Here is a 24,039-nt window from a genome sequence, read left to right on the forward strand (position 1 = left end):
GCCGCCGGATGTTCGGCGTTTGAGGAGACTAAATGATCTAAGAATTCAAAAATAAATAACTTTTTCGCATTAGCTTATCAGCGGAAAAGTTGATTGCGAGACCCATGTGGCGAGGAAACTCGCTCCCGCTGGGCCCGTAGGAGCTGTCGAGCGAAGCGAGGCTGCGATCTTTTCCCTGACACTTGAGTCTCAACTGAAAGACCAAAAGATCGCAGCCTGCGGCAACTCCTACAGAGAGCCGAGCGGCGGCAAACGCCTCAGTTACTGATCGCCAGAATGCTCGCCTGGTACGAACCCACGAACACGTCGAAATCCCCGACTTCGTTCTGTTCCAGTTCGGCTTGCTGGGCCAGGGATTCGCGAGCGGAGGCTTCGAACGCGGCCTGTTCCTGGGCAGGCAATGGTTCGGCACGGAAGAACTCGGCGTGGGCCTTGCTCTGGCGCAGGGAGAACTGGGCGAAGCTTTCCTGATGTTCCGCCATGGCCGCCAGTACCTGGGCGGATGGGGTCAGGGACGGATCCCGCACCTTCGCCAGTTGCGCATCCAGGGCCTGGCGGTGAGCATCGCCACCGTGGCTCTGGTCGAGCAACGAGGCCAGCGGCGCAATCTGTTCCAGCAGTTCGATGGCCCAGGCCTGCATGTCCACCGATTGGCCCTGGCGTTGCAATTGCAGGCCCGGCTTGCGGCCTTCCTTGACCACGGTCAGGAAGTTGTTCGTGGCATTGCCGCATTCGCTGCTTTCGAACAACGGGCTCTCGTTGAGGCCGCAATACAACAGGAACGCATCGAGGAAACGGGATTCGGTGACATCGATGCCCAGCGGCAGGAACGGGTTGATGTCCAGGCAGCGCACTTCAACGTACTGGATGCCCCGGGCCATCAAGGCCTGGATCGGACGTTCGCCGGTGTAGGTCACGCGTTTGGGGCGGATGTTGGAGTAGTACTCGTTTTCGATCTGCAGGATGTTGGTGTTGAGCTGTACCCACTCGCCGTTCTGATGCGTGCCGACCTCGACATACGGTGCATAAGGCGTCGCCACCGCTTTGCGCAGGCTGTCGGTGTAACTGGCCAGGTCGTTGTAGCACGGCGTCAAGCCGGCCTGGGCGTTGCTCTGGTAACCCAGGTCGCTCATGCGCAGGCTGGTGGCATAGGGCAGGTATAGCGTGTCCGGGTCCAGTTGCTCCAACTGGTGCGGGCGGCCACGCAGGAAACCGGCGTCCAGGGCCGGCGAGGCACCGAACAGGTACATCAGCAACCAGCTGTAACGACGGAAATTACGGATCAGCGCGATGTAGGCCAGCGACTGGAAATCACGGTCGCTGACATCTGCCGCCTCGGCCTGGCGCAGCAGCGGCCAGAGTTTTTCCGGCAGGGAGAAGTTGTAGTGGATCCCGGCGATGCATTGCATGGTCTTGCCATAGCGCAGCGCCAGGCCCTGGCGATAGACGTACTTGAGCCGACCGATGTTCGAGGTGCCGTAGTACGCGATCGGGATCTCTTCTTCCGCCGGCAGCGGGCACGGCATCGACGGACTCCACAGGTATTCATCACCGAGTTTGCTGTAGACAAACCGGTGGATCCTGTCGAGGCTGCTCAGGGTCTCGGCCGGGTCCGCCAGGGCCGGAGTGATGAACTCCAGCAGCGACTCGGAATAGTCGGTGGTGATCTGTTCGTTGGTCAGCGCCGAGCCCAGGGCTTCGGGATGCGCGGTCAACGCCAGGCGCCCGCCGTCCGTGACGCGCAGGCATTCACGTTCGATACCGTGCAGGCACTGCTCGAGCAGGGAGAGGTTGGCGCGCTCGCCAAGCAGGGCCAGGCGGCGGTTTAAAAGGTCGCTCAAGTTGAATTCCTTCACGCGTCAGTCGCCCCAATATGGGGGTGGGCAAGGCGCTCTACAAGGGTGAAGTTGAAACTGGCGTTATCGCCTGGTTTTGTACGGCCAAGAGTTGATTACCGCAATCCCTGTGGGAGCGAGCTTGCTCGCGATAGCGGTGCATCGGCGGCATTAATGCTGACTGACACACAGCTATCGCGAGCAAGCTCGCTCCCACAGGGGGATTGCGCCGAAATTAACCCAAATCGATGACAGGGAGCTATAGGACAGCGAAGGTGCCTTGTGCTTTTGCGACCAGCTTGTCGCCCTGGGTCACCTCAGCCTCGACCACCAGGGTGCGTCGGCCCGGGTGCAGGACCCGGGCCGTGCACAGCACCTCGCCGTCGGACACGGCGCGAATGTAGTTGATCTTGCATTCGATGGTCGCGCTCTGCTGATCAAAGCCATGGACACTGGAGCAAGCCAGGCCCATGGCGATGTCCACCAGACTGAACAGCGCGCCGCCGTGCAGCTTGCCGCCACGATTGCGCAGCGGCGGCTCCAGGGCCAGGGCAACTTGCGCGACCCCGTCCCCCAGGCTGTGCAGGCGGCAGCCGAGCAGCTTGAAGAAGGCGCTTTCCACCAACCCGGCCGGCGCGTCCATCAGCGTTTCTTCAATTGCTTGGCATTGGCGAACAGCGAGGCCATGGCATTGTTGGCCGGGGCCGCCGTGGCGGTTTCCTTGCGCGGCGCGGTGTTCTGCGACGGGCGCGGTGCCGAGCCTGGACGAGGGCCGCGGGCGCCGTCGACTTTCTCGCCTGGTGTGTCGCTCATACGCATCGACAGGCCGACGCGTTTGCGCGGGATGTCGACTTCCATGACCTTCACTTTCACCACGTCACCGGCCTTCACGGCTTCGCGCGGGTCCTTGATGAACTTCTCCGACAGCGCCGAAATGTGCACCAGACCGTCCTGATGCACGCCGATATCGACGAACGCACCGAAATTGGTGACGTTGGTCACCACGCCCTCGAGGATCATGCCGGGTTGCAGGTCCTTGAGGTCTTCGACGCCTTCCTGGAATTCGGCGGTCTTGAACTCGGGACGCGGGTCGCGGCCCGGCTTCTCCAGCTCTTGCAGGATGTCGGTGACGGTGGGCAGGCCGAAGGTTTCGTCGGTGAACTTCTTCGGATCCAGGCGCTTGAGGAACGAGGCGTCACCGATCAGTGAGCGGATGTCGCGATCGGTCTGGGCGGCGATGCGTTGTACCAGCGGATAGGCTTCGGGGTGGACGGCCGACGAATCCAGGGGATTGTCGCCGTTCATGACGCGCAGGAAGCCGGCGGCCTGTTCGAAGGTCTTTTCCCCCAGGCGCGGGACTTTCTTCAACGCGGCGCGGGTCTTGAATGCGCCGTGCTCATCGCGGTGAGTCACGATGTTCTGCGCCAGCGTCGCGTTGAGGCCCGAGATCCGCGCCAACAGCGCCACCGAAGCGGTGTTCACGTCCACACCCACGGCGTTCACGCAGTCTTCCACCACGGCGTCCAGGCCGCGGGCCAGTTTCAGCTGGGACACGTCGTGCTGGTATTGGCCGACACCGATGGATTTCGGGTCGATCTTCACCAGCTCCGCCAGGGGATCCTGCAAGCGGCGGGCAATCGATACCGCGCCACGGATCGACACATCCAGGTCCGGGAACTCCTTGGAGGCCAGTTCCGATGCGGAGTAAACAGAAGCGCCGGCCTCGGAGACCATGACCTTGGTCATCTTCATGGCCGGGTATTTCTTGATCAGATCGGCGGCCAGTTTGTCCGTCTCGCGGCTGGCGGTGCCGTTGCCAATGGCGATCAGGTCCACCGAATGCTTGGCGCACAGGGCGGCGAGCACCGCGAGGGTCTGGTCCCATTTGTTGTGCGGCACGTGCGGGTAGACTGTCGCGTGATCCAGCAACTTGCCGGTGGAATCCACCACCGCCACCTTGCAGCCGGTGCGCAGGCCCGGGTCCAGGCCCAGGGTGGCGCGTGGGCCGGCCGGTGCGGCCAGCAGCAGGTCGTGCAGGTTGTGGGCGAAGACGTTGATGGCCTCGGTCTCGGCGTTGTCGCGCAGTTCGCCCAGCAGGTCGGTTTCCAGGTGGGTGTAGAGCTTGACCTTCCAGGTCCAGCGCACCACTTCGGCCAACCATTTGTCGGCGGCCCGGTTCTGGTTCTGGATGCCGAACTGTTGGCCGATCATGCCTTCGCAGGGGTGCATGGTGCCGGGCAACTCATCGCCGACCTTCAGCGCGGAGCTGAGGATACCTTCGTTGCGGCCACGGAAAATCGCCAGGGCGCGGTGGGACGGCATGCTCTTGAGCGGTTCGTCATGTTCGAAGTAATCACGAAACTTCGCCCCTTCCTCTTCCTTGCCGGCAATCACGCGGGCACTGAGGATGGCTTCCTGTTTGAGGAAGCTGCGCAGTTTCTCCAGCAGGTTGGCGTCTTCGGCGAAGCGCTCCATGAGGATGTACTTGGCGCCTTCCAGCGCCGCCTTCACGTCGGCCACGCCTTTTGCGGCATCGACGAAACGCGCGGCTTCGGCTTCCGGCGCCAGGGTCGGGTCGTTGAACAGCCCGTCCGCCAGCTCACCGAGGCCGGCTTCCAGGGCGATCTGGCCCTTGGTCCGACGCTTCTGCTTGTAGGGCAGGTACAAGTCTTCGAGGCGGGTCTTGGTGTCCGCCAACTTGATGTCGCGTTCGAGCGCCGGGGTCAGCTTGCCCTGTTCCTGGATGCTGGCCAGGATGCTGATGCGCCGTTCGTCGAGTTCACGCAGGTAGCGCAGGCGCTCTTCCAGATGACGCAATTGGGTGTCATCGAGGCTGCCGGTCACTTCTTTCCGGTAACGGGCGATAAAAGGCACCGTGGAGCCTTCATCGAGTAGCGCTACGGCCGCTTCGACCTGTTGCGGGCGTACGCCGAGTTCCTCGGCGATGCGGCTGTTGATGCTGTCCATAAAACCACCTGACAAATTATGAAATCAGGCCCGCCGGCGCAGAAACAAGGCTCGGCGAGACTGGTTGAGCGGCCTGGCGTGGGCCGCTGCCTGGGTCAAGAGGGGCTGCCTGTTGACCCGCGAAATTCAAAAAGTGCTGCCTGGCCAGAAGGAAAAAGGCACGTCGAAGGTAACGATCCGACATTCCCTGGCACAAAAGGCCGCGCATTATAACCAGCGTTCCGTCCTTCGGGGGCGTCATGGTCTGTAGGCCCGATACCCATATTTGTGGAGATGGAGGAAAAATCTGCTAACAATGCACACGGTGCGTATAACGGCAGCTAGGCCATAATGCGCGCCGAGATCAAAGGAGCTTCCTATGAGCAGCACTGCACAAACTGCTGAAGGCGAAAAAATTCTTATCGTTGACGACGACCCGGGGCTGAGCAGCCTGCTGGAGCGTTTTTTCGTCAGCAAGGGCTACCGCGCCCGCACCGTACCCAATACCGAACAGATGGATCGGCTGCTGGCCCGTGAAGTCTTCAACCTGGTGGTACTGGACCTGATGCTGCCTGGCGAGGACGGCCTGACAGCCTGCCGCCGCCTGCGCGGCGCGAACAACCAGATCCCGATCATCATGCTCACCGCCAAGGGCGATGAGCTGAGCCGTATCAAGGGCCTGGAACTGGGCGCCGACGACTACCTGGCCAAGCCGTTCAATCCGGACGAGCTCATGGCCCGGGTCAAGGCGGTCCTGCGTCGTCAGTCGGCCCCGGTGCCGGGTGCCCCGGGCAGCGAAGATGAAAGCGTGACCTTCGGCGACTATGAACTGTCCCTGGCCACCCGTGAGCTCAAGCGTGGCGACGAGGTTCACATGCTGACCACCGGCGAATTCGCCGTGCTCAAGGCCCTGGTGATGAACGCTCGTCAACCGTTGACCCGGGACAAGCTGATGAACCTGGCCCGTGGTCGCGAGTGGGATGCGCTGGAGCGCTCCATCGACGTACAGATTTCCCGTCTGCGCCGGATGATCGAACCCGATCCTTCCAAGCCGCGCTATATCCAGACCGTCTGGGGCGTGGGCTATGTATTCGTGCCGGATGGCGCCGCCGGCAAATGATCGGCGATTTGTAGGAACGGGTGGCCTGGCAGGTTGAGTTCTTCTTCCAGGCGACTCGCGGTCCGTCAGTATGCGAGCATCGCTCGCTCCTGCAAGTATGTAGCGGTTATCCATGAAAACCCCGGTTTGGTTTCCCCAGAGTTTCTTCTCCCGCACCCTCTGGCTGGTGCTGATCGTCGTGCTCTTTTCCAAGGCGCTGACGTTGGTCTACCTGCTGATGAACGAAGACGTCCTGGTGGACCGCCAGTACAGTCATGGCGTTGCCTTGACCCTGCGGGCCTATTGGGCGGCCGATGAAACCAATCGGGCGAAGATCGCCGAGGCGGCGACGCTGATCCGGGTGGTCGGTGCCGGTGTACCGGAAGGCGAACAGCACTGGCCCTACAGCGAGATCTATCAACGGCAGATGCAGGCCGAACTAGGCGCCGATACCGAGGTGCGCTTGCGCATGCACTCGCCCCCGGCGCTGTGGGTGCGCGCTCCGAGCCTGGGGGATGGCTGGCTGAAGGTGCCGTTGTACCCGCATCCCCTGCGTGGGCAGAAAATCTGGAACGTGCTGGGCTGGTTCCTGGCCATCGGCCTGCTGTCGACGGCGTCGGCGTGGATCTTTGTCAGCCAGCTCAACCAGCCGTTGAAACGCCTGGTCTATGCCGCCCGACAGTTGGGCCAGGGGCGCAGCGTGCGGCTGCCCATCAGTGACACGCCCAGTGAAATGACCGAGGTGTACCGGGCCTTCAACCAGATGGCCGAGGATGTCGAGCAGGCCGGACGCGAGCGTGAGCTGATGCTCGCCGGTGTCTCCCATGACCTGCGCACGCCGCTGACCCGGTTGCGGCTGTCGCTGGAACTAATGGGCGAGCATACCGACCTGACCCATGAAATGGTCCGTGACATCGAAGACATGGATGCGATTCTCGACCAGTTCCTGGCGTTCATCCGCGACGGACGTGATGAGTCGGTGGAGGAAGTGGACCTCAGCGAGCTGGTGCGCGAAGTGGTCGCGCCCTACAACCAGGGCGACGAAAAAGTGCATCTGCAACTGGAGCCGATCCAGCCGTTCCCGTTGCGTCGGGTGTCGATGAAGCGGTTGCTGAACAACCTGATCGGCAATGCCCTGAACCATGCCGGCACTGGCGTCGAGGTGGCAGCCTATGTTTCTGGCGACACCAACGCGCCTTATGTGGTGCTGAGCGTCATGGACCGTGGTGCCGGGATCGATCCGTCGGAGCTGGAAGCCATTTTCAATCCCTTCACCCGTGGCGACCGTGCCCGGGGTGGAAAGGGCACGGGGTTGGGCCTGGCGATCGTCAAGCGCATTGCCTCGATGCACGGTGGCAACGTCGAGCTGCGCAACCGCGTTGGTGGCGGGCTCGAAGCGCGGGTGCGGTTGCCGTTGGGGTTGATGTTGCCCAGGGATGCGGTATAGCAAACTTGTGCTAGCGAGCCCTGTGGGAGCGAGCTTGCTCGCGATGAAGGCGCCGCAGTTCACCTGAAACCGCGTTATCGTTTATCGCGAGCAAGCTCAGCTCCCACAAAGGCTCGCTCCCACAAGGGGGACGTTAACCCTTGCCCTTGGTCCGGGTCATGTTCGGCCCGCCATTCTTTTCCAGATGCTCGATGATGATCCCCGCCACGTTCTTGCTCGTGGTGGTCTCGATGCCTTCCAGGCCTGGCGAGGAGTTGACCTCCATCACCAAAGGGCCGTGATTGGAGCGCAGGATGTCGACACCCGCCACGGCCAGGCCCATGACCTTTGCGGCGCGCAGGGCGGTCATGCGTTCTTCCGGGGTGATCTTGATCAGGCTGGCGCTGCCGCCGCGATGCAGGTTGGAGCGAAACTCCCCAGGCCGGGCCTGACGCTTCATCGACGCGATGACCTTGTCGCCGACCACGAAACAGCGGATGTCCGCGCCACCCGCTTCCTTGATGTACTCCTGGACCATGATGTTCTGCTTCAGGCCCATGAATGCTTCGATCACCGATTCTGCCGCCGTCGCGGTTTCACACAGGACCACGCCGATACCCTGGGTACCTTCCAGCACCTTGATGACCAGCGGTGCGCCATTGACCATCGCGATCAGGTCGGGGATGTCGTCGGGAGAATGGGCAAAACCGGTGACCGGCAGGCCGATGCCGCGCCGCGACAGCAGTTGCAGCGAACGCAGCTTGTCCCGGGCACGGGCGATAGCCACGGATTCGTTGAGCGGGAACACTCCCATCATTTCGAACTGACGCAACACGGCGCAACCATAGAAGGTCACGGATGCGCCGATACGCGGGATCACCGCGTCGAACCCTTCCAGCGGCTGGCCCCGGTAGTGGATCTGCGGCTTGTGGCTGGCGATGTTCATATAGGCGCGCAGGGTGTCGATCACCACCATTTCATGGCCACGCTCAGTCCCGGCTTCAACCAGGCGACGAGTGGAATACAGACGCGGATTACGCGACAGCACAGCGATCTTCATGCAACACCTGTGGCAGAGGTAGTGGACACCGGGAATGCCGGCTTGTCTTGAACGTATTTGATGCCTGGATTGACCACCAACTGGCCGTCGATCAAGGCCTTGGAGCCCAGCAGCAAGCGATAGCGCATGGATTTGCGGCAAGCCAGGGTGAACTCGACCCGCCAGATCCGATCCCCGAGTGCCAGGGTGGTACTGATCACGTAGCGGACCTGGGCATGACCGTTGGAGCTTTTGATCGTCTTGCGCGCCACCAGCGGGGCTTCGCAGCGGCGATGACGCAGTTGTACCACCGTGCCCAGGTGCGCGGTGAAGCGTACCCACTTTTCACCGTCACGCTCGAATGGCTCGATGTCGGTGGCGTGCAGGCTGGAGGTACTGGCGCCGGTGTCTATTTTTGCCCGTAGGCCCGCGACCCCCAGATCCGGGAGCGCCACCCACTCGCGCAGACCGACAACGGTCAAATGGTCAAAAGTCTTCAATAAAAACAACCTGTGATCGGTACGTCGGATCATGGGGCCTGCGAGTCGCGGCATTCCCACAGAATAATCACAAAATGGCGACAGTTATCCAGTGGCCTGTGGCTAATTCGTGCAGCTCGACTTCGGCACCAGGATTTGTCAGTGCGGCCGGTTCGGTGGGCATTCTATCTGTCGGCGTGGATTCGTGCGCCCGACAAAAACGGTAGTACAGTTCTGGGTATTGGCAGAAAGAGGAATTGCAGTGGCACAAAAACAGGAAGAGGACGACAAGGTCCGTCTCGATAAATGGTTGTGGGCGGCGCGATTCTATAAAACACGTGCACTCGCCAAGGCCGCCATCGAAAGCGGCAAGGTTCATCATCGGGGCGAACGTTGCAAACCGGGCAAAGAGCCGCGCATCGGCGACGAGTTCGTCATTCGCGCCGGGTTCGATGAAAAAACCGTGGTGGTCGAGGCGTTGTCGATCGTGCGGCGCGGGGCGCCTGAAGCGCAGACCCTGTATCGCGAAACCGAAGCCAGCGTCGCCAGGCGCGAAGCCGCCGCTGCCCAACGCAAGGCCGGTGCCCTGGGGGTCAGTACCGATGGCAAGCCGAGCAAGAAGCAGCGCCGGGATTTGTTCAAGTTTCGCGGCAGCAACAGTGAATAAAAGTACTTTCAGATACGCAATGTCTGAGGGGGGTATCTGTGGCGAGGGGATTTATCCCCGCTGGGGCGCGCAGCGGCCCTGTTTTTTTGGGGCCGCTACGCAGCCCAGCGGGGATAAATCCCCTCGCCACAAAAGGGGGGCTGGATGCAACGAACGGTGCGGCTGTCCAGCCCCACTCCCTTCCTTGCTTGGAACCACCCTCGAATGCCCATAAAATGTTCGGCATCCTTTGCCATCACCTCAGATACCCACCCCTATGACTGATTTACCGGTTAACGATTGCACCCAACGTTTCATCTTTGATGACATCGACGCCCGTGGCGAACTGGTGGCGTTGGAGCGTAGTTATGCCGAAGTCCTTGCCAAGCACCCCTATCCGGAGCCGGTTGCGCAACTGCTCGGTGAATTGATGGCGGCCGCGTCGCTGTTGATCGGCACGTTGAAGTTCGATGGCTTGCTGATCCTCCAGGCCCGCTCCGAAGGCCCGGTGCCGATGCTGATGATCGAATGCTCCAGCGAGCGCGAAATTCGAGGCCTGGCCCGCTATCACGCCGATCAGATCGCCCCTGGCGCGACGCTGGCCGACCTGATGCCCAATGGTGTGCTGGCCCTGACGGTCGATCCGACCCACGGCAAGCGCTACCAGGGCATTGTCGATCTCGACGGCGCGTCCCTGGCTGAATGCTTCACCAATTACTTCGTCATGTCCCAGCAGACCAACACCAGATTCTGGCTCTATGCCGACGGGCGGCGCGCCCGTGGCCTGCTGCTGCAGCAACTGCCCGTCGACCGCATTCGCGATCCGGAAGAGCGTGATGCCAGTTGGCAGCACGTTACCGCTCTGGCCGGCACCTTGAGCGCCGACGAGTTGCTGGGCCTGGACAACGAAACGGTACTGCATCGTCTCTACCACGAAGAAGCCGTGCGCCTGTTCGACGAGCTGCCGCTGCGCTTCCAATGCAGTTGCTCTCGTGAACGATCCGGCAATGCGCTGGTCAGTCTGGGTCTGGAAGATGCGCAGCAACTGGTCATCGAGCATGGCGGCGCCATCGAGATCGATTGTCAGTTTTGCAATGAGCGCTACCTGTTCGATGGGGCGGACGTTGCCCAATTGTTCGCCGGAGCGGGTGTCGACGCACCGTCAGATACTCGTCACTGAATCGGTTCAGTGCAGGTAAATCTCCTGACAAACGCCGGATTTACGCCGTACTGACGGGAGGGCCCTACTCTTTTTGGGGTTTTCTGGCATAATCCGGCCCACTTTTTTCGGGTAGTAGTGCGCGACTTCCTACTACAAAACGTTTGGAGCACTCGGCCAAGGGCCGATGGGGAACCACATGACGCAAGCCAATAACGCCGTGTATACCGATCTGAGTGTTGATGATCTGGTCAAAGAAGCCCTGAATCGCGGTGAAGGCGAGCTTGCCGATACTGGCGCGCTGGTTGTTCGTACCGGCCATCGTACCGGCCGCTCGCCAGCCGACCGTTTCATCGTAGAAGAACCGAGCACCCAGAACGCCATTGCCTGGGGCCCGATCAACCGCAAGTTCCCGGCCGACAAGTTCGATGCCCTGTGGAGTCGTGTTGAAGCCTACCTAGGCGAGCGCGAGCGTTTCGTGTCTCACGTGCATGTAGGTTCCGATCCTGCGCACTACCTGCCGGTCAAGATGACCACCGAGACTGCCTGGCACAACCTGTTCGGTCGTTGCCTGTTCATCAACCCCGAGCAGTACAACGCCGGCGGCAAGGATGAATGGCAGATCCTCAACGCACCGAACTTCGTGTGCGAGCCTGCGCGTGATGGCACCAACTCCGACGGCACCGTGATCATCAACTTCGCGGCCAAGAAAGTCCTGATCGCCGGCATGCGCTACGCCGGTGAAATGAAGAAGGCCCTGTTCTCCGTCCAGAACTTCCTGCTGCCGGCCGTTGACGTACTGCCAATGCACTGCGCCGCGAACATGGGCGAAGAGGGCGATGTGACCCTGTTCTTCGGCCTGTCCGGCACCGGCAAGACCACCCTGTCCGCCGACGAAAGCCGCTACCTGATCGGTGACGACGAGCACGGCTGGGGCGTGGGTGTGGTCTTCAACATCGAAGGCGGTTGCTATGCCAAGTGCATCGACCTGTCCGAGAAGAACGAGCCGGTGATCTGGAAAGCCATCCAGCACGGCGCCGTACTGGAAAACGTCGTCCTGGACCCGGTCAGCAAGAAAGCCGACTACGCCGACGACAGCCTGACCCAGAACAGCCGTGCCGCCTACCCGCGTGAACTGATCGAAAAACGCGCACCGAAAAACCTCGGTGGCGAGCCTAACGCCGTGATCTTCCTGACCTGCGACCTGACCGGCGTCCTGCCACCGGTGTCGATCCTCAGCGAAGAACAAGCCGCCTACCACTTCCTGTCCGGCTACACCGCACTGGTGGGCTCGACCGAAATGGGTTCGGGCAGCGGCATCAAGTCGACCTTCTCCACCTGCTTCGGCGCTCCGTTCTTCCCGCGCCCTGCCGGTGAATACGCGGAACTGTTGATCAAGCGTATCCGTGGCTTCGGCTCCAAGGTCTACCTGGTCAACACCGGCTGGACCGGCGGTGGCTACGGCGTCGGCAAACGCTTCAACATCCCGACCACCCGTGCGGTGATCGCAGCGATCCAGAGCGGTGCGCTGATCGGTGCTGAAACCGAACACCTGGACATCATCAACCTGGACGTGCCGCTGGCCGTTCCAGGCGTCGAGACCGGCCTGTTGAACCCACGCAACACCTGGGCCGACAAGGCTGCCTACGACGCCGCCGCCAAGGCATTGGCCGGCCTGTTCATCGAGAACTTCAAGAAGTTCGAAGTGAGCGACGCGATCAAGGCTGCGGGCCCACAGTTGTAAGGTTGGGTCAGCGAATGAAAAAACCGCCTTTCGGGGCGGTTTTTTGTGGGCGGCTATTTGTGTGAGGAGAGGTGGAAGGCGGGTGCCATGCTGTCCTGATCACGCCTGGACAACCCCAAGGCTCCAGCCAATACGGGCCATTGGCTGACTACCTCTTTAAATTGCGCAATGATGTCATGCGCATTTGCCTGGTTGACCCGAAAGTATTCAGCTACTTCCAGGGCAAGCTCCAGGTCCAAGGCATTGTCTGCTTCGGTAATATTGAGTTTCAGGCCATCGGCGTGTGATACCGGGTTCATGTCGTAGGCCGGGGACAGACGCCATCCCCGGCCGGGGTCCAGGATGAAACCGTGGTTGCGCAGATGGTCGTCGGTATTGGAAACCAGAATGTTGAACACAATTCGTGACCATAGCTCACGCAAGTCCGCCCTGGTTTCCGAACCATGCTCCATCAAGACCTCCGCGAGTTCGAGATAGCTGGCACCTGTAGACGCGTCATCACTGTCCACTCGATCAGTCATGGTCATGGCTGAGGCGAAATGTAACCGGCCGCCTCGTTCTGTGCGATCAAAACGCTTGATCATGAAGCAGTGATGATCGCTCGCATAGCGTCGAGCGAGACCGGTAGCGACCTGTAAGCCACAATGATTGGCCAGGGCGTTCACCACCATTTCCCAACCGCCGACATCATAGTCATCGCGGGGGCTTGGGAATTTGGCTATCCACAAATGGCCGTGTTCGTCTGCAACGCTGGCCTTGGGTCTGGTTCCGCCGAGGGAACCACCCGGCGCGATCAGCATGTTCAACCACTGTCGGCCATCGGCCGACGTGTTGTCTGGATCGTTTTCCAGCGCTCGGCTTGCCTGTTCCAATGCGCGCAATTCAACAAAAGGGGGGGCCGCTACGTGGTCGCGATCGTCGAGAAAGTTGCCTTCATCATCAAGTTTGTATCGGATGGCCCCGACTCGATACTGGTCATGAACACCTAAAAGGTAGTCGGCCTCGTACAGCTTGGTGTCTTTTGGACGCAGGCCATCTCGAACGTCCCGCTCCAGTCGTCGCTTCATCAGCAGTTGTCCCCAGCGATCCGGGCTCGAATCAGCGAATACGCCAAAGCGGGTTTGATGCTGCCCGGGAAACTGACGACCCGCAAACAGACTGATGCGAGGATCCAGAGGCGTGAAGTTGAGTGCCGGGTCGGACAGCGCGGCGGGGTCGTATTCGAACTCGAACACATTGGCGGAGCGAGCCTTCCTGGTGTGCAGGAAGCCAAGGCGTCTTGGACCTTCCAAAGTTTCCCAGTCGGCGTATACGGCAATCAGGGTCATTGTTCACCTGTGGAGGGTTTGGTCTTTTTTTCCTTGATCAACAAATTGGAAAGCGACTGGGTGTTGAAAGGAAAGTCAGCAGAGACATCAGAAATTCGATTGCTGTTCTCAACCACATCCGTGCTCTTGCCAGTTGTAGGGGATTTTTTTACGGAGGTTGCTCTGCGTGCTCGCAGACCCTTGGCAGTCGGGGTGCCTGCCAACGGGAGCAATTGAGCGTCCTGCAGTTGCCTTCCGATTTCATCGGTTGCCGCGAGTTTGTTCAAATCTCTCTCCAGGCCCAACACCTGCATGACTGACAGATAAGCGCCAATGGTGACTCCTGCCCCGCCTGATTCCAGAGAGCGTAAGGTGGTCAGGGACATGCCCGATCTCTCGGCGACTTGTTTGGCCGTCAGCTTGCGACGTAGTCGGGCAAGCTTCAGTCGTTCGCCAAATTCGGACAATAGCCTGGATGATGTCGGCAGCAGAGGCGCAGTTTTCTTGGCCATATGCCAATATTCCTTCAGTTATACGCGTTAACTGCCAGAATATTAACACTTAAACTGAGGGCCAAAAATAGCCAGAATATTGCCACTTAACTCTGTCGTTATTCCGCAGGGCCTAATGGTTAGCGCAATCTCTGCCGCACCACCTCCAGCAACTCATGACCATCCTGAACCAACAGATAAAGCGCATGAACAATGCTGGGTATGTCTTTCACATCGGCATGCTTGAAACAAAGACAATGCAGGGTTTCGAGCAGGTTGCTGGAGGCTTGGATTCGTTGGGCGGCGGCGTCGCAGAGGTGTTGGAGATCAGCTTCGGTGTCGATGACCAGCACAGGTGTGCTGTTGAGCCGCTGGTATTGCTCGACAGGCGGGTGGGATATTTGCATTTGGGCCTCTTCAATACGACTTTTGAATCGCGCCGTGGACTATAGAGAGCTCTATTCGGGGACCGCAATATGGCTTGGAGGGACAGGTTGCGTAGGACGTTTACCGGCGTCTGACGTTCGGATAAGGGCCTTGTTCCTGATTCTTGCTGGCTGTCCCGTTTTCCGCGTAACTCTCCGTCAGGTCCTACACAAGCGCTGTAGGTATCGCCCAAGAGGCGGTAGGCTGCTTCTGAGAGGGCCGTAATAGATCACAGCCCCATCAGATCCTCGGTGAGCAAAACACCTCTATGCGCAGGGTCAGCCAAGCAATGAAGAAGTCGTAGGCGTTAGAGCCGGGGCTTTGCAGTTGGCAAGCAGTGGCGGTACCTCGGGTAATCTCATGCATCCGCCCAACAGCAGGGATACGGAAATCACGATGAGCAGGGTCAGCTTGTACGTCATGGTTTTTTCCTCTGAAAATCCAATCAATCAACCATTGATCCAGGAACGCGTCGGGACGCCGCTTCAAGGTCCATCAACCCTCGACCATAGGCCTCGCTATTGGCGTAGATGCCCGTGCGATTGCTTGTCGCCAGCAGGTGTTCGCGTACTTGTTGCGGGCTGAGTTGTGGATACAGGCTTTGCAGCGCAGCCAATGCGCCGGTGACTAACGCTGCGGCCGGAGAGGTGCCGGCGGTATGTACGTAACGTCCATCCTTGGCGACAGTGAGCAGGCCTGCCTGAGCACCTGCGTCGCCACCGGGAACGGCGATGCACCAGGCTGCCGCGACGCCGCAATAGTTGGATTTGCCGTTGATGGCGCTGCCGTCGTTCTTCAGTGCAACAACTGCGATCCAACCCTTTTCCAGTTCAGGCAATGCCACTGGCAGCCCCGGTTCGGCCAGGGGCTGACGCTTGAGTTCATTGCCGGTCGGGAAGACGAGCACGGCGCCCTCCGATACCAGTTTCCGGGCAACGCCCAGGGAGGCGGGCATCACCTGGTTGTAGCGTGATTCGGTGATTTCGGTTGCGGGGATGGCGTTGGCCCACGAGTTGTTGAACAGGCGGGCGCCCTTGTCGAAGCCACTTTGCCAGGATCGGGCAATTTCGCTGTCGAAGAAAAAGGGCTCGTTGTCGTCGCCAAAGCGAAAGGGGATCAGCCGGGCGTTGAAGGCGATCCCATGCATGCCCTGATCGTCCTTGTTGGCGGCGAGGATGCCCGCCATCTGGGTGCCATGGCCGACGCGGTCGACTGTGCCGGGACGATTTTCGACATGGTCGAATCCCGGATCGTCCAGCCTGCCTTCGAACTCCTGCAGGTGGGCGTTGAGTCCTGAGTCGATCAGCGCCACGGTCACGTCCTGGCCGGTGCCGCCACGTGCATACAAGGTCGAGGCTTTTACGACGGACAGGCCTTGTTGCGCGAGATACTCAGGGGTTTCGAACACGGCCGGTTCCACGCCGGATTGTTCGGGAATGGTCAGGCAGCCGACCAGCAATGAGGCTGACGTGATCGCCAGGATGCGTAGCGCGGTAAACAGGTGGGGCATGGTTCGGTCCTTGAACGGGGTTCTTGAGCACCAGGCCTCCTGGCCCGATGTAATGCGAATTGACGGCGCACCTTAACCTGCAAACGAAGCAGGAACGAGGCATCAAAGTGCCCGGATTTGTATCACCTCGTGGCAAAGAAAAAGGCTGCCGAGGCTGTATCATCCGGTAGCGCTTTTTATCCCGGCCTTTACTCGACTCGCTGCGCTGTGCCGCTAGGCTTTTGGCTTCACAGCAGTCAAAGGAGCGACCGCTTATGCACAGCACCCTGGAACAGGTCTTCGGTTACCCACAGTTTCGCCCCGGTCAGGAGGCGGCCATCAGCGCAATACTGGCCGGGCGCTCGGCCGCGGCCATTTTCCCCACCGGGTCCGGCAAGTCACTGTGTTATCAATTGCCGGCCCTGCTCTTGCCGCACCTGGTCGTGGTGGTGTCACCATTGCTGGCGCTCATGCAGGACCAGTTGGCGTTCCTGCAGCGCCACGGTATCGCGGCGGCCAGTATCGACTCGACCCAGCGCCGTGATGAAACCAATGACGTCATGGCGCGGGCCCGTGCGGGTGAGTTGAAGATTCTGATGATTTCGGTGGAGCGGCTGAAGAACGAGCGTTTCCGCAATTTCCTGCAACAGGTACCGATCTCCTTGCTGGTGGTGGACGAGGCCCATTGCATTTCGGAGTGGGGTCATAACTTCCGACCGGACTACCTCAAGCTTCCCGATTATCAGCGTCAATTCAATATTCCCCAGGTGCTGCTGCTGACGGCCACGGCAACCCCCCAGGTCATCGCCGACATGCAGGCCAGGTTCGCCATCGCTGCCGAGGATGTGGTGACCACCGGCTTCTATCGATCCAATCTCAATCTGCTGGTGGAGCCGGTGCGCGGTGCCGACAAGCGTGGGCGGCTGGTGCAATGGCTGGGCGAGCGTGTCGGGCAACCGAGTATCGTCTACGTGACCTTGCAACGAACCGCCGAGCAGATTGCCGACCACCTGGGCCAGCACGGTATCGACGCCGAGGCCTATCACGCCGGCTTGCCCCATGAGCAACGCGAAGCCATTCAGCGCAGGTTCATGGGTGGTCAGTCGAACTGCATCGTCGCGACCATCGCTTTCGGCATGGGCATCGACAAGAGCGATATCCGCAACGTGGTGCATTTCGACCTGCCCAAATCCATCGAAAACTACAGCCAGGAGATTGGCCGCGCCGGGCGGGACGGACGGCCCTCCGATTGCCTGGTGCTGGCTAACCGCGACAGCCTCAACGTCCTGGAAAACTTTGTCTATGGCGATACACCGGAGCTGGAAGGCATTCGTTGCGTGCTCGAAGAGTTGAAGGCCGCTGCCCCCGATGGGCAATGGGAGTTCTTGCTGGGACCGCTGGCGGATCAGAGCAACATCCGCCAGCTACCCCTCAAGACGCTGCTGGTCCAGTTGGAGCTGCGTCGGCTGATCGCACCGCGCTATGTCTATTTTGCGGAGTACCGCTTCAAGTTCCTGACCGAGCCGCAGGCGCTGCTGGAGCATTTTGAAGGGGAGCGAAAGGACTTCGTTTCGGCCATCATCCAGACCTCAAGCCGTGCCCGGACCTGGGCCACGGTGAATTTCGACGGGATGTACCAGCACTATCACGCTGAGCGTCATCGCGTGGTCAAGGCGCTGGATTATTTCCACGAGAAGGGCTGGATCGAGCTGGAAAGCAAACAGATGACCGAGGTCTACAGCGTGCTGGAGGCGGACCTTGATGTGCAGGCCTTGGGTGCCGAGCTGCACGCCTGCTTCACCGGGCACGAGCGCAGTGAAATAGCGCGGATCCACGGGATGCTCGAGTTGTTTGCCGCCGACCGTTGCCTCGGTTACCGATTGGCGGAGTATTTCGGTGATCACAATGCGCCAGACCCCTGCGGTCATTGCTCGGTGTGCCATGGTCAGATCGCGCGCCTGCCGGAACCACCGGAGTTGCCGGCACTTGTGGATAAAAACTTCGAGGCGCTGTGTGGCGACTTTATCCACAGGCACGGGCAGCACACGGGCAACGCGCCGTCTGCGGAGCGGCTGACCCGGTTTCTGTGCGGAATCAGCATGCCGCTGTTCACCCGATTGAAGGCGCGGACGATCCGGGGATACGCCGCGCTGGAGGAGTATCCGTACGCCCAGGTTCGCCAGTGGACCCAGGCGCACTTGTGAGCTGCATCCATCCACTGAATGCCGTTCATCACACGAATAAATTTCAAAAACAGCCTGTGGCTGACTAAGGTGAAGGCTGTCTTTGGATCGCCAATGAGAGAACAGACATGAGCCAGACGATTGAGCACGCCGCCGTGATCGGTGCAGGCACCATGGGACGGGGCATCGTGATGTGCCTGGCCAATGCTGGCGTGACGGTGCGCTGGGTGGACAACAACCCGCAGATGCTCGAACAGGCCCTGGCCGCCGTGGCTGAGACCTACGCTCATGGCGTGCGCCAGGGCCGTATCGACCAGGGTGAGGCCGATGCTCGGCTCGCAAGGGTGACGCGGGCAGGCGATTACGCGGCGATCCGTGATGTGGACCTGGTGATCGAAGCCGTTTATGAGAACCTTGAACTCAAACGGAAGATCTTCAGCGAGCTGGATGGCCTGCTCAAACCCGACGCCATTCTGGCGAGCAACACATCGGCCCTGGACATCGATGCCATTGCCGCCGCCACGCGCCGGCCAGGCCAGGTTCTGGGCCTGCATTTCTTCAGTCCGGCGCACATCATGAAATTGCTGGAAGTCGTTCGCGGTGGGCAAACCTCCAGAGCGGTGCTGGATGCAGCCCTGGCGCTGGGCAATCGCATGGGCAAGGTCAGTGTGGTGTCGGGCAATTGCCACGGGTTCATCGGCAACCGGATGCTCCACCCTTATGTGCTGGAGGCTCGCAAGATGTTGCTGGAGGGCGCGTTTCCCCAGCAGATTGATGCGGCGTTGCAAGGCTTCGGTTTTGCCATGGGACCGTTCCGGATGTACGACGTGGTCGGGATCGATCTGGAGTGGCGTGCACGGGAACTGGCCGGCGAAGGCCAGGACGCGCCCGAGGTGCAGGTGGACAACCGCTTGTGCGAACTCGGGCGGTTCGGCCAGAAAAGCGGCAACGGGTACTATCACTACGAGCCCGGCAGCCGACAGGCCGAGCACGACGTAGAGGTCGATGCGCTGGTGCAGCGGGTCAGTGAGGAACTGGGTTTTCAGCGTCGGGAGATCGGCAACGAGGAAATTCTCGAGCGTTGCTTGCTGGCTCTGGTCAACGAGGGCGCGAAGATCCTGCAGGAAGGCATTGCCGGCTCGGCCCACGATATCGACCTGGTGTACCTCAACGGCTACGGTTTCCCGGCGGACAAAGGTGGCCCGATGGCCTGGGCCGATGAGCAAGGACTTGAGGATATCCATGCGCGACTGCTGGAGCTGGAAACGAAGCAGGGAGACCAGTGGAGGCCGGCACGCTTGATCGGGGAGCTTGCGGCGCAGGGCAAGGGATTCGCGCAGCGGTAACCAGCTTTCGCAACGACCACTGACAACCGAAAAGGACAAGCGATGCCCCAACGCCACGAATACCCGTACCTGCACCCCATCACCACGCGCTGGCATGACAACGACGTGTACGGTCACGTCAACAACGTCACCTACTACAGCTTCTTCGATACGACGGTGAATACCTATCTGATCGAGGTCGGCGGCCTGGATATCCAGGGTGGGGAGGTCGTGGCGTTCGTGGTGAGTTCAGCCTGCGACTACTTTGCCTCCATCGCATTCCCCGAGCGCATTGAAGTGGGCCTGCGGGTCGGGAAGTTGGGCAGCAGTTCGGTGCAATATGAACTGGCGGTGTTCAAGGCGGGCGAGGCGGAGGCCTGCGCAGCGGGGCGCTTCGTGCACGTGTTCGTGGATCGGGCATCGAACCGGCCGGTGGCAATTCCGGATCGGTTGCGTGCAGCCCTGGAGCAATTGGTCGTTTGAAACGAAAAATCGCAGCCTCCGGCAAGCGGTAGGCTGCGATTTTCAGTAGCTGGTATCAGTCAGCTATTAGTCGCGATAGTAGCGGTGATGCTTGCGATGCCCGTAGGCATGGCCACGACCCGGATGACCGTCACGGTAGTAGCGACGGTCACCACGGCGACCCTCATAGCGACGATCGTCGTCATCGTCCTTGCCCATGTAGTTACCCAGTGCGCCGCCGGCGCCACCGCCCGCTGCTGCACCGATCAGGCTGCCGGTGCTGCCGCCCACGCTACGGCCGACCACGTTACCACCGGCTGCGCCCAGCGCGCCGCCGATCGCCGCTTCGCCGCGGCTGTGCTTGTCTGCACCGACGGCGCTACCGCCCGCGCCGCCCAGGGCCGCACCGATGGTCGAACCGGTATTGCCGCCCAGGGACTGGCCGACAACCGAACCCAAAACCCCGCCCAATGCGCCGCCGACGCCTGCTTCGGCGGTGCCGCCGGCAGACGCGACGCCACTGATCAGGCCAAGGGACAACAAGAGAATGGAGGAGAACTTCATAGAGGAGCCTCAAAGGGATGACGGCGCGATCCTGAGGCTGGCTTCGCTTGGTGACAATCGAAATCCGACGAGTAACACGACTTGTGCACAATTCTCTAAGTTATTGTTTTCTGGCCGGAACTTAACGTAATTCCGCCGGTCTTTAGCTACTTCGGACAGGCCGTTTTCTATGGAAAACGGCCTTTTTTGTGCGCGGGTTAAAAGATCAGGCCGACCTGGCCAGGATCATTCCATTTTCGCTCGCCGCCTCCAGGCGGATTGCCACGAACTTCGAGGTTGGCGTGTCGCTGCCGTCGCCAGTGCTTTCCAGCGGTACCAATGGATTCACCTCTGGGTAGTAGGCGGCAGCCTGCCCGGCAGGGATGTCGAATGCCAGCAGGGTGAAACCCTTGACCCGTCGCTCGCGGCCGTCGTCCCAGAGCGAGACGATATCGGCCTTCTGCCCCGGCTTGAAGCCCAGGCGAATGATGTCGGCTTCATTGACGAACAGCACGTCACGCTGGCCTTTGACACCACGATAACGGTCGTTGAGGCCATAGATGGTGGTGTTGTACTGGTCGTGGGAGCGCATGGACTGCATGATCAGGTCCGGCAACTGGCCGGTGGCGCGGGTACGTTCATGCACCAGGTCAGCCGGTAAGCGGTTGGGCTTGAAGTTGGCGCGCCCCGACGGGGTACTCCAACGACGTGCGCTGGCGCTGTTGCCCAGATAGAAGCCGCCAGGGTTGTGCAGTTTCTCGTTAAAGTCCTTGAAACCGGGAATGGTGTCGGCGATCAGGTCGCGGATGCGGCTGTAGTCGGCCACCAGCCAGTTCCAGTCCACCGGACGGTCACCGAGGGTGGCGGCAGCCATGCCAGCGATGATCCAGGGCTCGGAACGCATCTGGTTCGACAGTGGCTCCAGTTGCCCCTTGGAGGCGTGGACCATGCTGAAAGAGTCTTCCACGGTGACCGCTTGCGAGCCGGCGGTTTGCCGGTCGATGTCGGTGCGACCCAGGCATGGCAGGATCAACGCTTGCTTCCCATGGGCCAGATGGCTGCGGTTGAGTTTGGTGCTGATCTGTACGGTCAGGTCGCAGTTGCCCAGGGCCTGGAAAGTCCGGTGGCTGTCCGGGGTGGCCTGGGCGAAGTTGCCGCCCAGACCGATAAACACTTTCGCCCGGCCATCGGCCATGGCGTGGATCGCCTCGACCACGTTGTGGCCATCCTCCCGTGGCACCTTGAACTGGAAGCGTCGCTCCAATGTGTCGAGAAACGCAGCCGGTGGGCGCTCGTTGATCCCCATGGTCCGGTCGCCCTGCACGTTGCTGTGGCCCCGAACCGGGCACAGGCCTGCGCCCGGCCGGCCGATGTTGCCGCGCAGCATCATCAGGTTGGCGATTTCCTGGATGGTCGCCACCGAGTGACGATGTTGGGTGATGCCCATCGCCCAGCACATGATCACATTCTTGCTGTTGGCGTACATGCGCGCCGCTTGCTCGATCTCCACCAGGGCCAGGCCCGACTGCTCGACGATCTGCTCCCACGGGGTGTCGTCGACCACGGCCAGGTATTCCAGCACGTTGGCGCTGTGCTCGTTGAGGAAGGCGTGATCGAACACGGCGGGAGCGCCGCAGGCTTGGGCTTCACGTTCCCATTGCAACAGGAACTTCGCCATGCCGCGCAAGATGGCCATGTCGCCGCCCAGGGCTGGGCGGAAAAAAGCGGTATTGGTGGGTTTGTTGCCGTTGGTGAGCATCTCGAACGGGTTCTGCGGATGCTGGAAGCGCTCCAGGCCACGCTCCTTGAGTGGATTGATGCACACCACCTGAGCACCGCGCTTCACTGCTTCGCGCAATGGCTCAAGCATCCGTGGATGGTTGGTACCCGGGTTCTGGCCCCAGACGAAAATCGCGTCGGAATGCTCGAAATCGTCGAACGTCACCGTGCCCTTGCCCACGCCGACACTCTGGGACAGCGCCACACCGCTGGCTTCGTGGCACATGTTCGAGCAGTCAGGAAAGTTATTGGTACCGTAAGCGCGCACGAACAATTGGTACAGGTACGCCGCTTCATTGCTGGCCCGGCCGGAGGTGTAGAACTCGGCCTGGTTCGGGCTGGACAGCCCTTGCAGGTGCTTGCCGATAAGGGCAAACGCCGCCTCCCAGCTAATGGGTTTGTAGCGATCGGTTTCGGCGTCGTAGCTCATCGGCTCGGTCAGGCGGCCCTGGTATTCGAGCCAGTAGTCGCTCTGCTCCAGCAGTGAAGTAACGCTGTGCCGGGCGAAAAATGCACCATCGACACGGCGTTTGGTCGCTTCCCAGTTCACCGCCTTGGCGCCGTTTTCGCAGAACTTGACCATGCCGCTTTCCGGCGAGTCGCCCCAGGCACAGCCCGGGCAGTCGAAGCCACCGTTCTGGTTGGTCTTGAGCATCATGCGGATGTTCTTCAGCGCGTTATCGCTGGTCAGCCAGGCCTGGGCAACGCTGATCAGCGCCCCCCAACCACCGGCCGGGCCCTTGTAGGGCTTATAGCGCGGTACGGGTTTCTGGTCGGCTAGTTGATGCTTGCTCACGCGTGTTTCTCCATCGCAGGGCTGTAGACCCGCGGCGCACTCTTCTGCGGCAGGTGGATAAGATTGAGGTTGTGTTTGCGGGCCCATTGCACGGCAAGGCCGGTAGGAGACGACAGGCTCACCAGGGTCTGGATGCCGGCCCGCAACACTTTCTGGATCAGTTCGAGGCTGCAACGGCTGGTGACGATCGCCACGCCATCGACCATCGAAATCTGTTGCCGGACCAAGGCACCGATCAGTTTGTCGAGGGCGTTGTGTCGGCCGATGTCTTCGCGGCCCAGCAGCAATTCGCCTTGGCCATTCATGAACAGCGCCGCGTGGACCGCGCCGCAGTGCTGGCCCAGGGGTTGGAACTGGCCGATGCGCTGGCGCAGGCCATCGAGCCATTGCGCCGGTGGCAGCGCTGCGCCGGGCAGCACTTTCAGGTCCGGCAGCGCTTGTTCCACGGCTTCCACGCCGCAGAGCCCGCAGCCACTGGTACCGGCCAGTTGCCGGCGCTGTTGCTTGAGGTTCCAGAAGGCGCGGTTGGCGATGGTCACCTGGGCGTACTGTGCGGAGCCGGTGCCGCTCAGTTGCAGGTCATAGATGTCCGACGGCTCGGTGATGATGCCGCTGCCGAGGCTGAAGCCGACGATGAAATCCTCAAGATCGGTGGGGGTGACCAGCATGACGGCCTGACTGATGCCGTTATAGGCGATCGCCAACGCCACCTCCTCGGCCAGCGCGGTGCTGTCCGTTTGGGAATGGTCCGGATTGCTGTAGTGATAGCTCTGGCTGGCACTGGGCGCTGGCGTTTGCGCGGCGGGCACCGGACAGGCCGGAGGCTTGGCTTTCATGGCATCACCGACGATTTGAATAGTGACAA

Annotated in this window: 20 protein-coding genes; 8 read left to right on the forward strand and 12 right to left on the reverse strand. The window is 60.8% G+C overall.

What is annotated here, in order from left to right:
* Positions 1–257: 257 nt before the first annotated feature.
* The 3 genes from gshA to LOY67_RS01315 form a co-directional block, all read right to left on the reverse strand.
* Positions 258–1,841 carry a glutamate--cysteine ligase gene (gene gshA, locus LOY67_RS01305; RefSeq protein ID WP_265065598.1) on the reverse strand — a complete coding sequence of 528 codons (1,584 nt, stop codon included), beginning with the start codon at positions 1,839–1,841 and terminating at the stop codon, positions 258–260.
* 253 nt (positions 1,842–2,094) lie between these two features.
* The gene (locus LOY67_RS01310; RefSeq protein ID WP_047699945.1) at positions 2,095–2,478 is read right to left on the reverse strand and encodes a PaaI family thioesterase; all 384 of its coding nucleotides are present in this window, start codon (positions 2,476–2,478) and stop codon (positions 2,095–2,097) included.
* Complete coding sequence (locus LOY67_RS01315; protein ID WP_265065599.1) at positions 2,478–4,802, reverse strand: Tex family protein; 2,325 nt, start codon at positions 4,800–4,802, stop codon at positions 2,478–2,480. The genes LOY67_RS01310 and LOY67_RS01315 overlap by 1 nt, the downstream gene beginning before the upstream one ends.
* Before the next feature lie 358 nt (positions 4,803–5,160).
* Here LOY67_RS01315 and ompR point away from each other — a divergent pair, with 358 nt between their 5' ends.
* Positions 5,161–5,901 (forward strand): two-component system response regulator OmpR, encoded by a 741-nt coding sequence (gene ompR / locus LOY67_RS01320; protein ID WP_134922415.1) that lies wholly within the window; start codon positions 5,161–5,163, stop codon positions 5,899–5,901.
* A 112-nt stretch (positions 5,902–6,013) separates the two neighbouring features.
* Positions 6,014–7,327, forward strand: a complete 1,314-nt coding sequence (locus LOY67_RS01325) for an ATP-binding protein (protein WP_265065600.1) — start codon at positions 6,014–6,016, stop codon at positions 7,325–7,327.
* A gap of 133 nt (positions 7,328–7,460) precedes the next feature.
* On the opposite strand, the gene rimK is transcribed toward LOY67_RS01325, so the two are convergent.
* A complete protein-coding gene (gene rimK / locus LOY67_RS01330) occupies positions 7,461–8,366 on the reverse strand; it encodes a 30S ribosomal protein S6--L-glutamate ligase (RefSeq protein WP_139646277.1) in 906 nt (301 codons plus the stop codon).
* Positions 8,363–8,845: an ATP-dependent zinc protease gene (locus tag LOY67_RS01335; RefSeq protein WP_041024672.1), complete on the reverse strand. Its 483-nt coding sequence runs from the start codon at positions 8,843–8,845 to the stop codon at positions 8,363–8,365. The genes rimK and LOY67_RS01335 overlap by 4 nt, the downstream gene beginning before the upstream one ends.
* Before the next feature lie 241 nt (positions 8,846–9,086).
* Here LOY67_RS01335 and LOY67_RS01340 point away from each other — a divergent pair, with 241 nt between their 5' ends.
* The 3 genes from LOY67_RS01340 to LOY67_RS01350 all read left to right on the forward strand — a co-directional run bounded on the left by LOY67_RS01340 (position 9,087) and on the right by LOY67_RS01350 (position 12,373).
* Entirely contained in the window at positions 9,087–9,491 is a 405-nt protein-coding gene (locus LOY67_RS01340) for an RNA-binding S4 domain-containing protein (RefSeq protein WP_265065601.1), read from the forward strand.
* A 256-nt stretch (positions 9,492–9,747) separates the two neighbouring features.
* Complete coding sequence (gene hslO / locus LOY67_RS01345) at positions 9,748–10,650, forward strand: Hsp33 family molecular chaperone HslO (RefSeq protein ID WP_265065602.1); 903 nt, start codon at positions 9,748–9,750, stop codon at positions 10,648–10,650.
* Between the two features lie 178 nt (positions 10,651–10,828).
* Entirely contained in the window at positions 10,829–12,373 is a 1,545-nt protein-coding gene (locus tag LOY67_RS01350) for a phosphoenolpyruvate carboxykinase (RefSeq protein WP_265065603.1), read from the forward strand.
* Between the two features lie 53 nt (positions 12,374–12,426).
* Here LOY67_RS01350 and LOY67_RS01355 read toward each other — a convergent pair whose 3' ends face one another.
* The 4 genes from LOY67_RS01355 to LOY67_RS01370 all read right to left on the reverse strand — a co-directional run bounded on the left by LOY67_RS01355 (position 12,427) and on the right by LOY67_RS01370 (position 16,107).
* Complete coding sequence (locus tag LOY67_RS01355) at positions 12,427–13,701, reverse strand: type II toxin-antitoxin system HipA family toxin (protein WP_265065604.1); 1,275 nt, start codon at positions 13,699–13,701, stop codon at positions 12,427–12,429.
* Positions 13,698–14,192 carry a helix-turn-helix domain-containing protein gene (locus LOY67_RS01360; RefSeq protein ID WP_265065605.1) on the reverse strand — a complete coding sequence of 165 codons (495 nt, stop codon included), beginning with the start codon at positions 14,190–14,192 and terminating at the stop codon, positions 13,698–13,700. The genes LOY67_RS01355 and LOY67_RS01360 overlap by 4 nt, the downstream gene beginning before the upstream one ends.
* Positions 14,193–14,311: 119 nt before the next feature.
* On the reverse strand, positions 14,312–14,578 hold the full coding sequence (locus LOY67_RS01365; protein ID WP_265065606.1) for a hypothetical protein: 267 nt from the start codon (positions 14,576–14,578) through the stop codon (positions 14,312–14,314).
* 464 nt (positions 14,579–15,042) lie between these two features.
* The gene (locus tag LOY67_RS01370; protein WP_265065607.1) at positions 15,043–16,107 is read right to left on the reverse strand and encodes a S8 family peptidase; all 1,065 of its coding nucleotides are present in this window, start codon (positions 16,105–16,107) and stop codon (positions 15,043–15,045) included.
* Positions 16,108–16,361: 254 nt separating this feature from the next.
* Here LOY67_RS01370 and LOY67_RS01375 point away from each other — a divergent pair, with 254 nt between their 5' ends.
* The 3 genes from LOY67_RS01375 to LOY67_RS01385 all read left to right on the forward strand — a co-directional run bounded on the left by LOY67_RS01375 (position 16,362) and on the right by LOY67_RS01385 (position 20,077).
* Complete coding sequence (locus LOY67_RS01375; RefSeq protein WP_265065608.1) at positions 16,362–18,290, forward strand: ATP-dependent DNA helicase RecQ; 1,929 nt, start codon at positions 16,362–16,364, stop codon at positions 18,288–18,290.
* Between the two features lie 107 nt (positions 18,291–18,397).
* A complete protein-coding gene (locus LOY67_RS01380; RefSeq protein WP_265065609.1) occupies positions 18,398–19,615 on the forward strand; it encodes a 3-hydroxyacyl-CoA dehydrogenase in 1,218 nt (405 codons plus the stop codon).
* A gap of 42 nt (positions 19,616–19,657) precedes the next feature.
* Positions 19,658–20,077 carry an acyl-CoA thioesterase gene (locus tag LOY67_RS01385; protein WP_265065610.1) on the forward strand — a complete coding sequence of 140 codons (420 nt, stop codon included), beginning with the start codon at positions 19,658–19,660 and terminating at the stop codon, positions 20,075–20,077.
* Positions 20,078–20,143: 66 nt separating this feature from the next.
* Here the strand turns inward: LOY67_RS01385 and LOY67_RS01390 are convergent, their stop codons facing one another.
* The 3 genes from LOY67_RS01390 to fdhD all read right to left on the reverse strand — a co-directional run bounded on the left by LOY67_RS01390 (position 20,144) and on the right by fdhD (position 24,010).
* Positions 20,144–20,620, reverse strand: coding sequence for a glycine zipper domain-containing protein (locus LOY67_RS01390; protein ID WP_041024668.1), 477 nt, complete (start codon positions 20,618–20,620; stop codon positions 20,144–20,146).
* A 205-nt stretch (positions 20,621–20,825) separates the two neighbouring features.
* On the reverse strand, positions 20,826–23,174 hold the full coding sequence (locus LOY67_RS01395; RefSeq protein WP_265065611.1) for an FdhF/YdeP family oxidoreductase: 2,349 nt from the start codon (positions 23,172–23,174) through the stop codon (positions 20,826–20,828).
* Complete coding sequence (gene fdhD / locus LOY67_RS01400; protein ID WP_265065612.1) at positions 23,171–24,010, reverse strand: formate dehydrogenase accessory sulfurtransferase FdhD; 840 nt, start codon at positions 24,008–24,010, stop codon at positions 23,171–23,173. The genes LOY67_RS01395 and fdhD overlap by 4 nt, the downstream gene beginning before the upstream one ends.
* Positions 24,011–24,039: the final 29 nt, after the last annotated feature.

The organism is Pseudomonas sp. B21-056, assembly GCF_026016325.1.
GTDB lineage: Bacteria > Pseudomonadota > Gammaproteobacteria > Pseudomonadales > Pseudomonadaceae > Aquipseudomonas.

Excerpts from the sequence above, each read along its gene's own strand:
- LOY67_RS01390 (WP_041024668.1), bottom strand. The coding sequence starts at position 20,620 with ATGAAGTTCTCCTCCATTCTCTTGTTGTCCCTTGGCCTGATCAGTGGC.
- rimK (WP_139646277.1), bottom strand. The coding sequence starts at position 8,366 with ATGAAGATCGCTGTGCTGTCGCGTAATCCGCGTCTGTATTCCACTCGT.
- LOY67_RS01355 (WP_265065604.1), bottom strand. The coding sequence starts at position 13,701 with ATGACCCTGATTGCCGTATACGCCGACTGGGAAACTTTGGAAGGTCCA.
- LOY67_RS01370 (WP_265065607.1), bottom strand. The coding sequence starts at position 16,107 with ATGCCCCACCTGTTTACCGCGCTACGCATCCTGGCGATCACGTCAGCC.
- LOY67_RS01365 (WP_265065606.1), bottom strand. The coding sequence starts at position 14,578 with ATGCAAATATCCCACCCGCCTGTCGAGCAATACCAGCGGCTCAACAGC.
- LOY67_RS01360 (WP_265065605.1), bottom strand. The coding sequence starts at position 14,192 with ATGGCCAAGAAAACTGCGCCTCTGCTGCCGACATCATCCAGGCTATTG.
- LOY67_RS01325 (WP_265065600.1), top strand. The coding sequence starts at position 6,014 with ATGAAAACCCCGGTTTGGTTTCCCCAGAGTTTCTTCTCCCGCACCCTC.
- LOY67_RS01315 (WP_265065599.1), bottom strand. The coding sequence starts at position 4,802 with ATGGACAGCATCAACAGCCGCATCGCCGAGGAACTCGGCGTACGCCCG.
- LOY67_RS01380 (WP_265065609.1), top strand. The coding sequence starts at position 18,398 with ATGAGCCAGACGATTGAGCACGCCGCCGTGATCGGTGCAGGCACCATG.
- LOY67_RS01310 (WP_047699945.1), bottom strand. The coding sequence starts at position 2,478 with ATGGACGCGCCGGCCGGGTTGGTGGAAAGCGCCTTCTTCAAGCTGCTC.
- LOY67_RS01385 (WP_265065610.1), top strand. The coding sequence starts at position 19,658 with ATGCCCCAACGCCACGAATACCCGTACCTGCACCCCATCACCACGCGC.
- fdhD (WP_265065612.1), bottom strand. The coding sequence starts at position 24,010 with ATGAAAGCCAAGCCTCCGGCCTGTCCGGTGCCCGCCGCGCAAACGCCA.
- LOY67_RS01375 (WP_265065608.1), top strand. The coding sequence starts at position 16,362 with ATGCACAGCACCCTGGAACAGGTCTTCGGTTACCCACAGTTTCGCCCC.
- ompR (WP_134922415.1), top strand. The coding sequence starts at position 5,161 with ATGAGCAGCACTGCACAAACTGCTGAAGGCGAAAAAATTCTTATCGTT.
- LOY67_RS01350 (WP_265065603.1), top strand. The coding sequence starts at position 10,829 with ATGACGCAAGCCAATAACGCCGTGTATACCGATCTGAGTGTTGATGAT.
- hslO (WP_265065602.1), top strand. The coding sequence starts at position 9,748 with ATGACTGATTTACCGGTTAACGATTGCACCCAACGTTTCATCTTTGAT.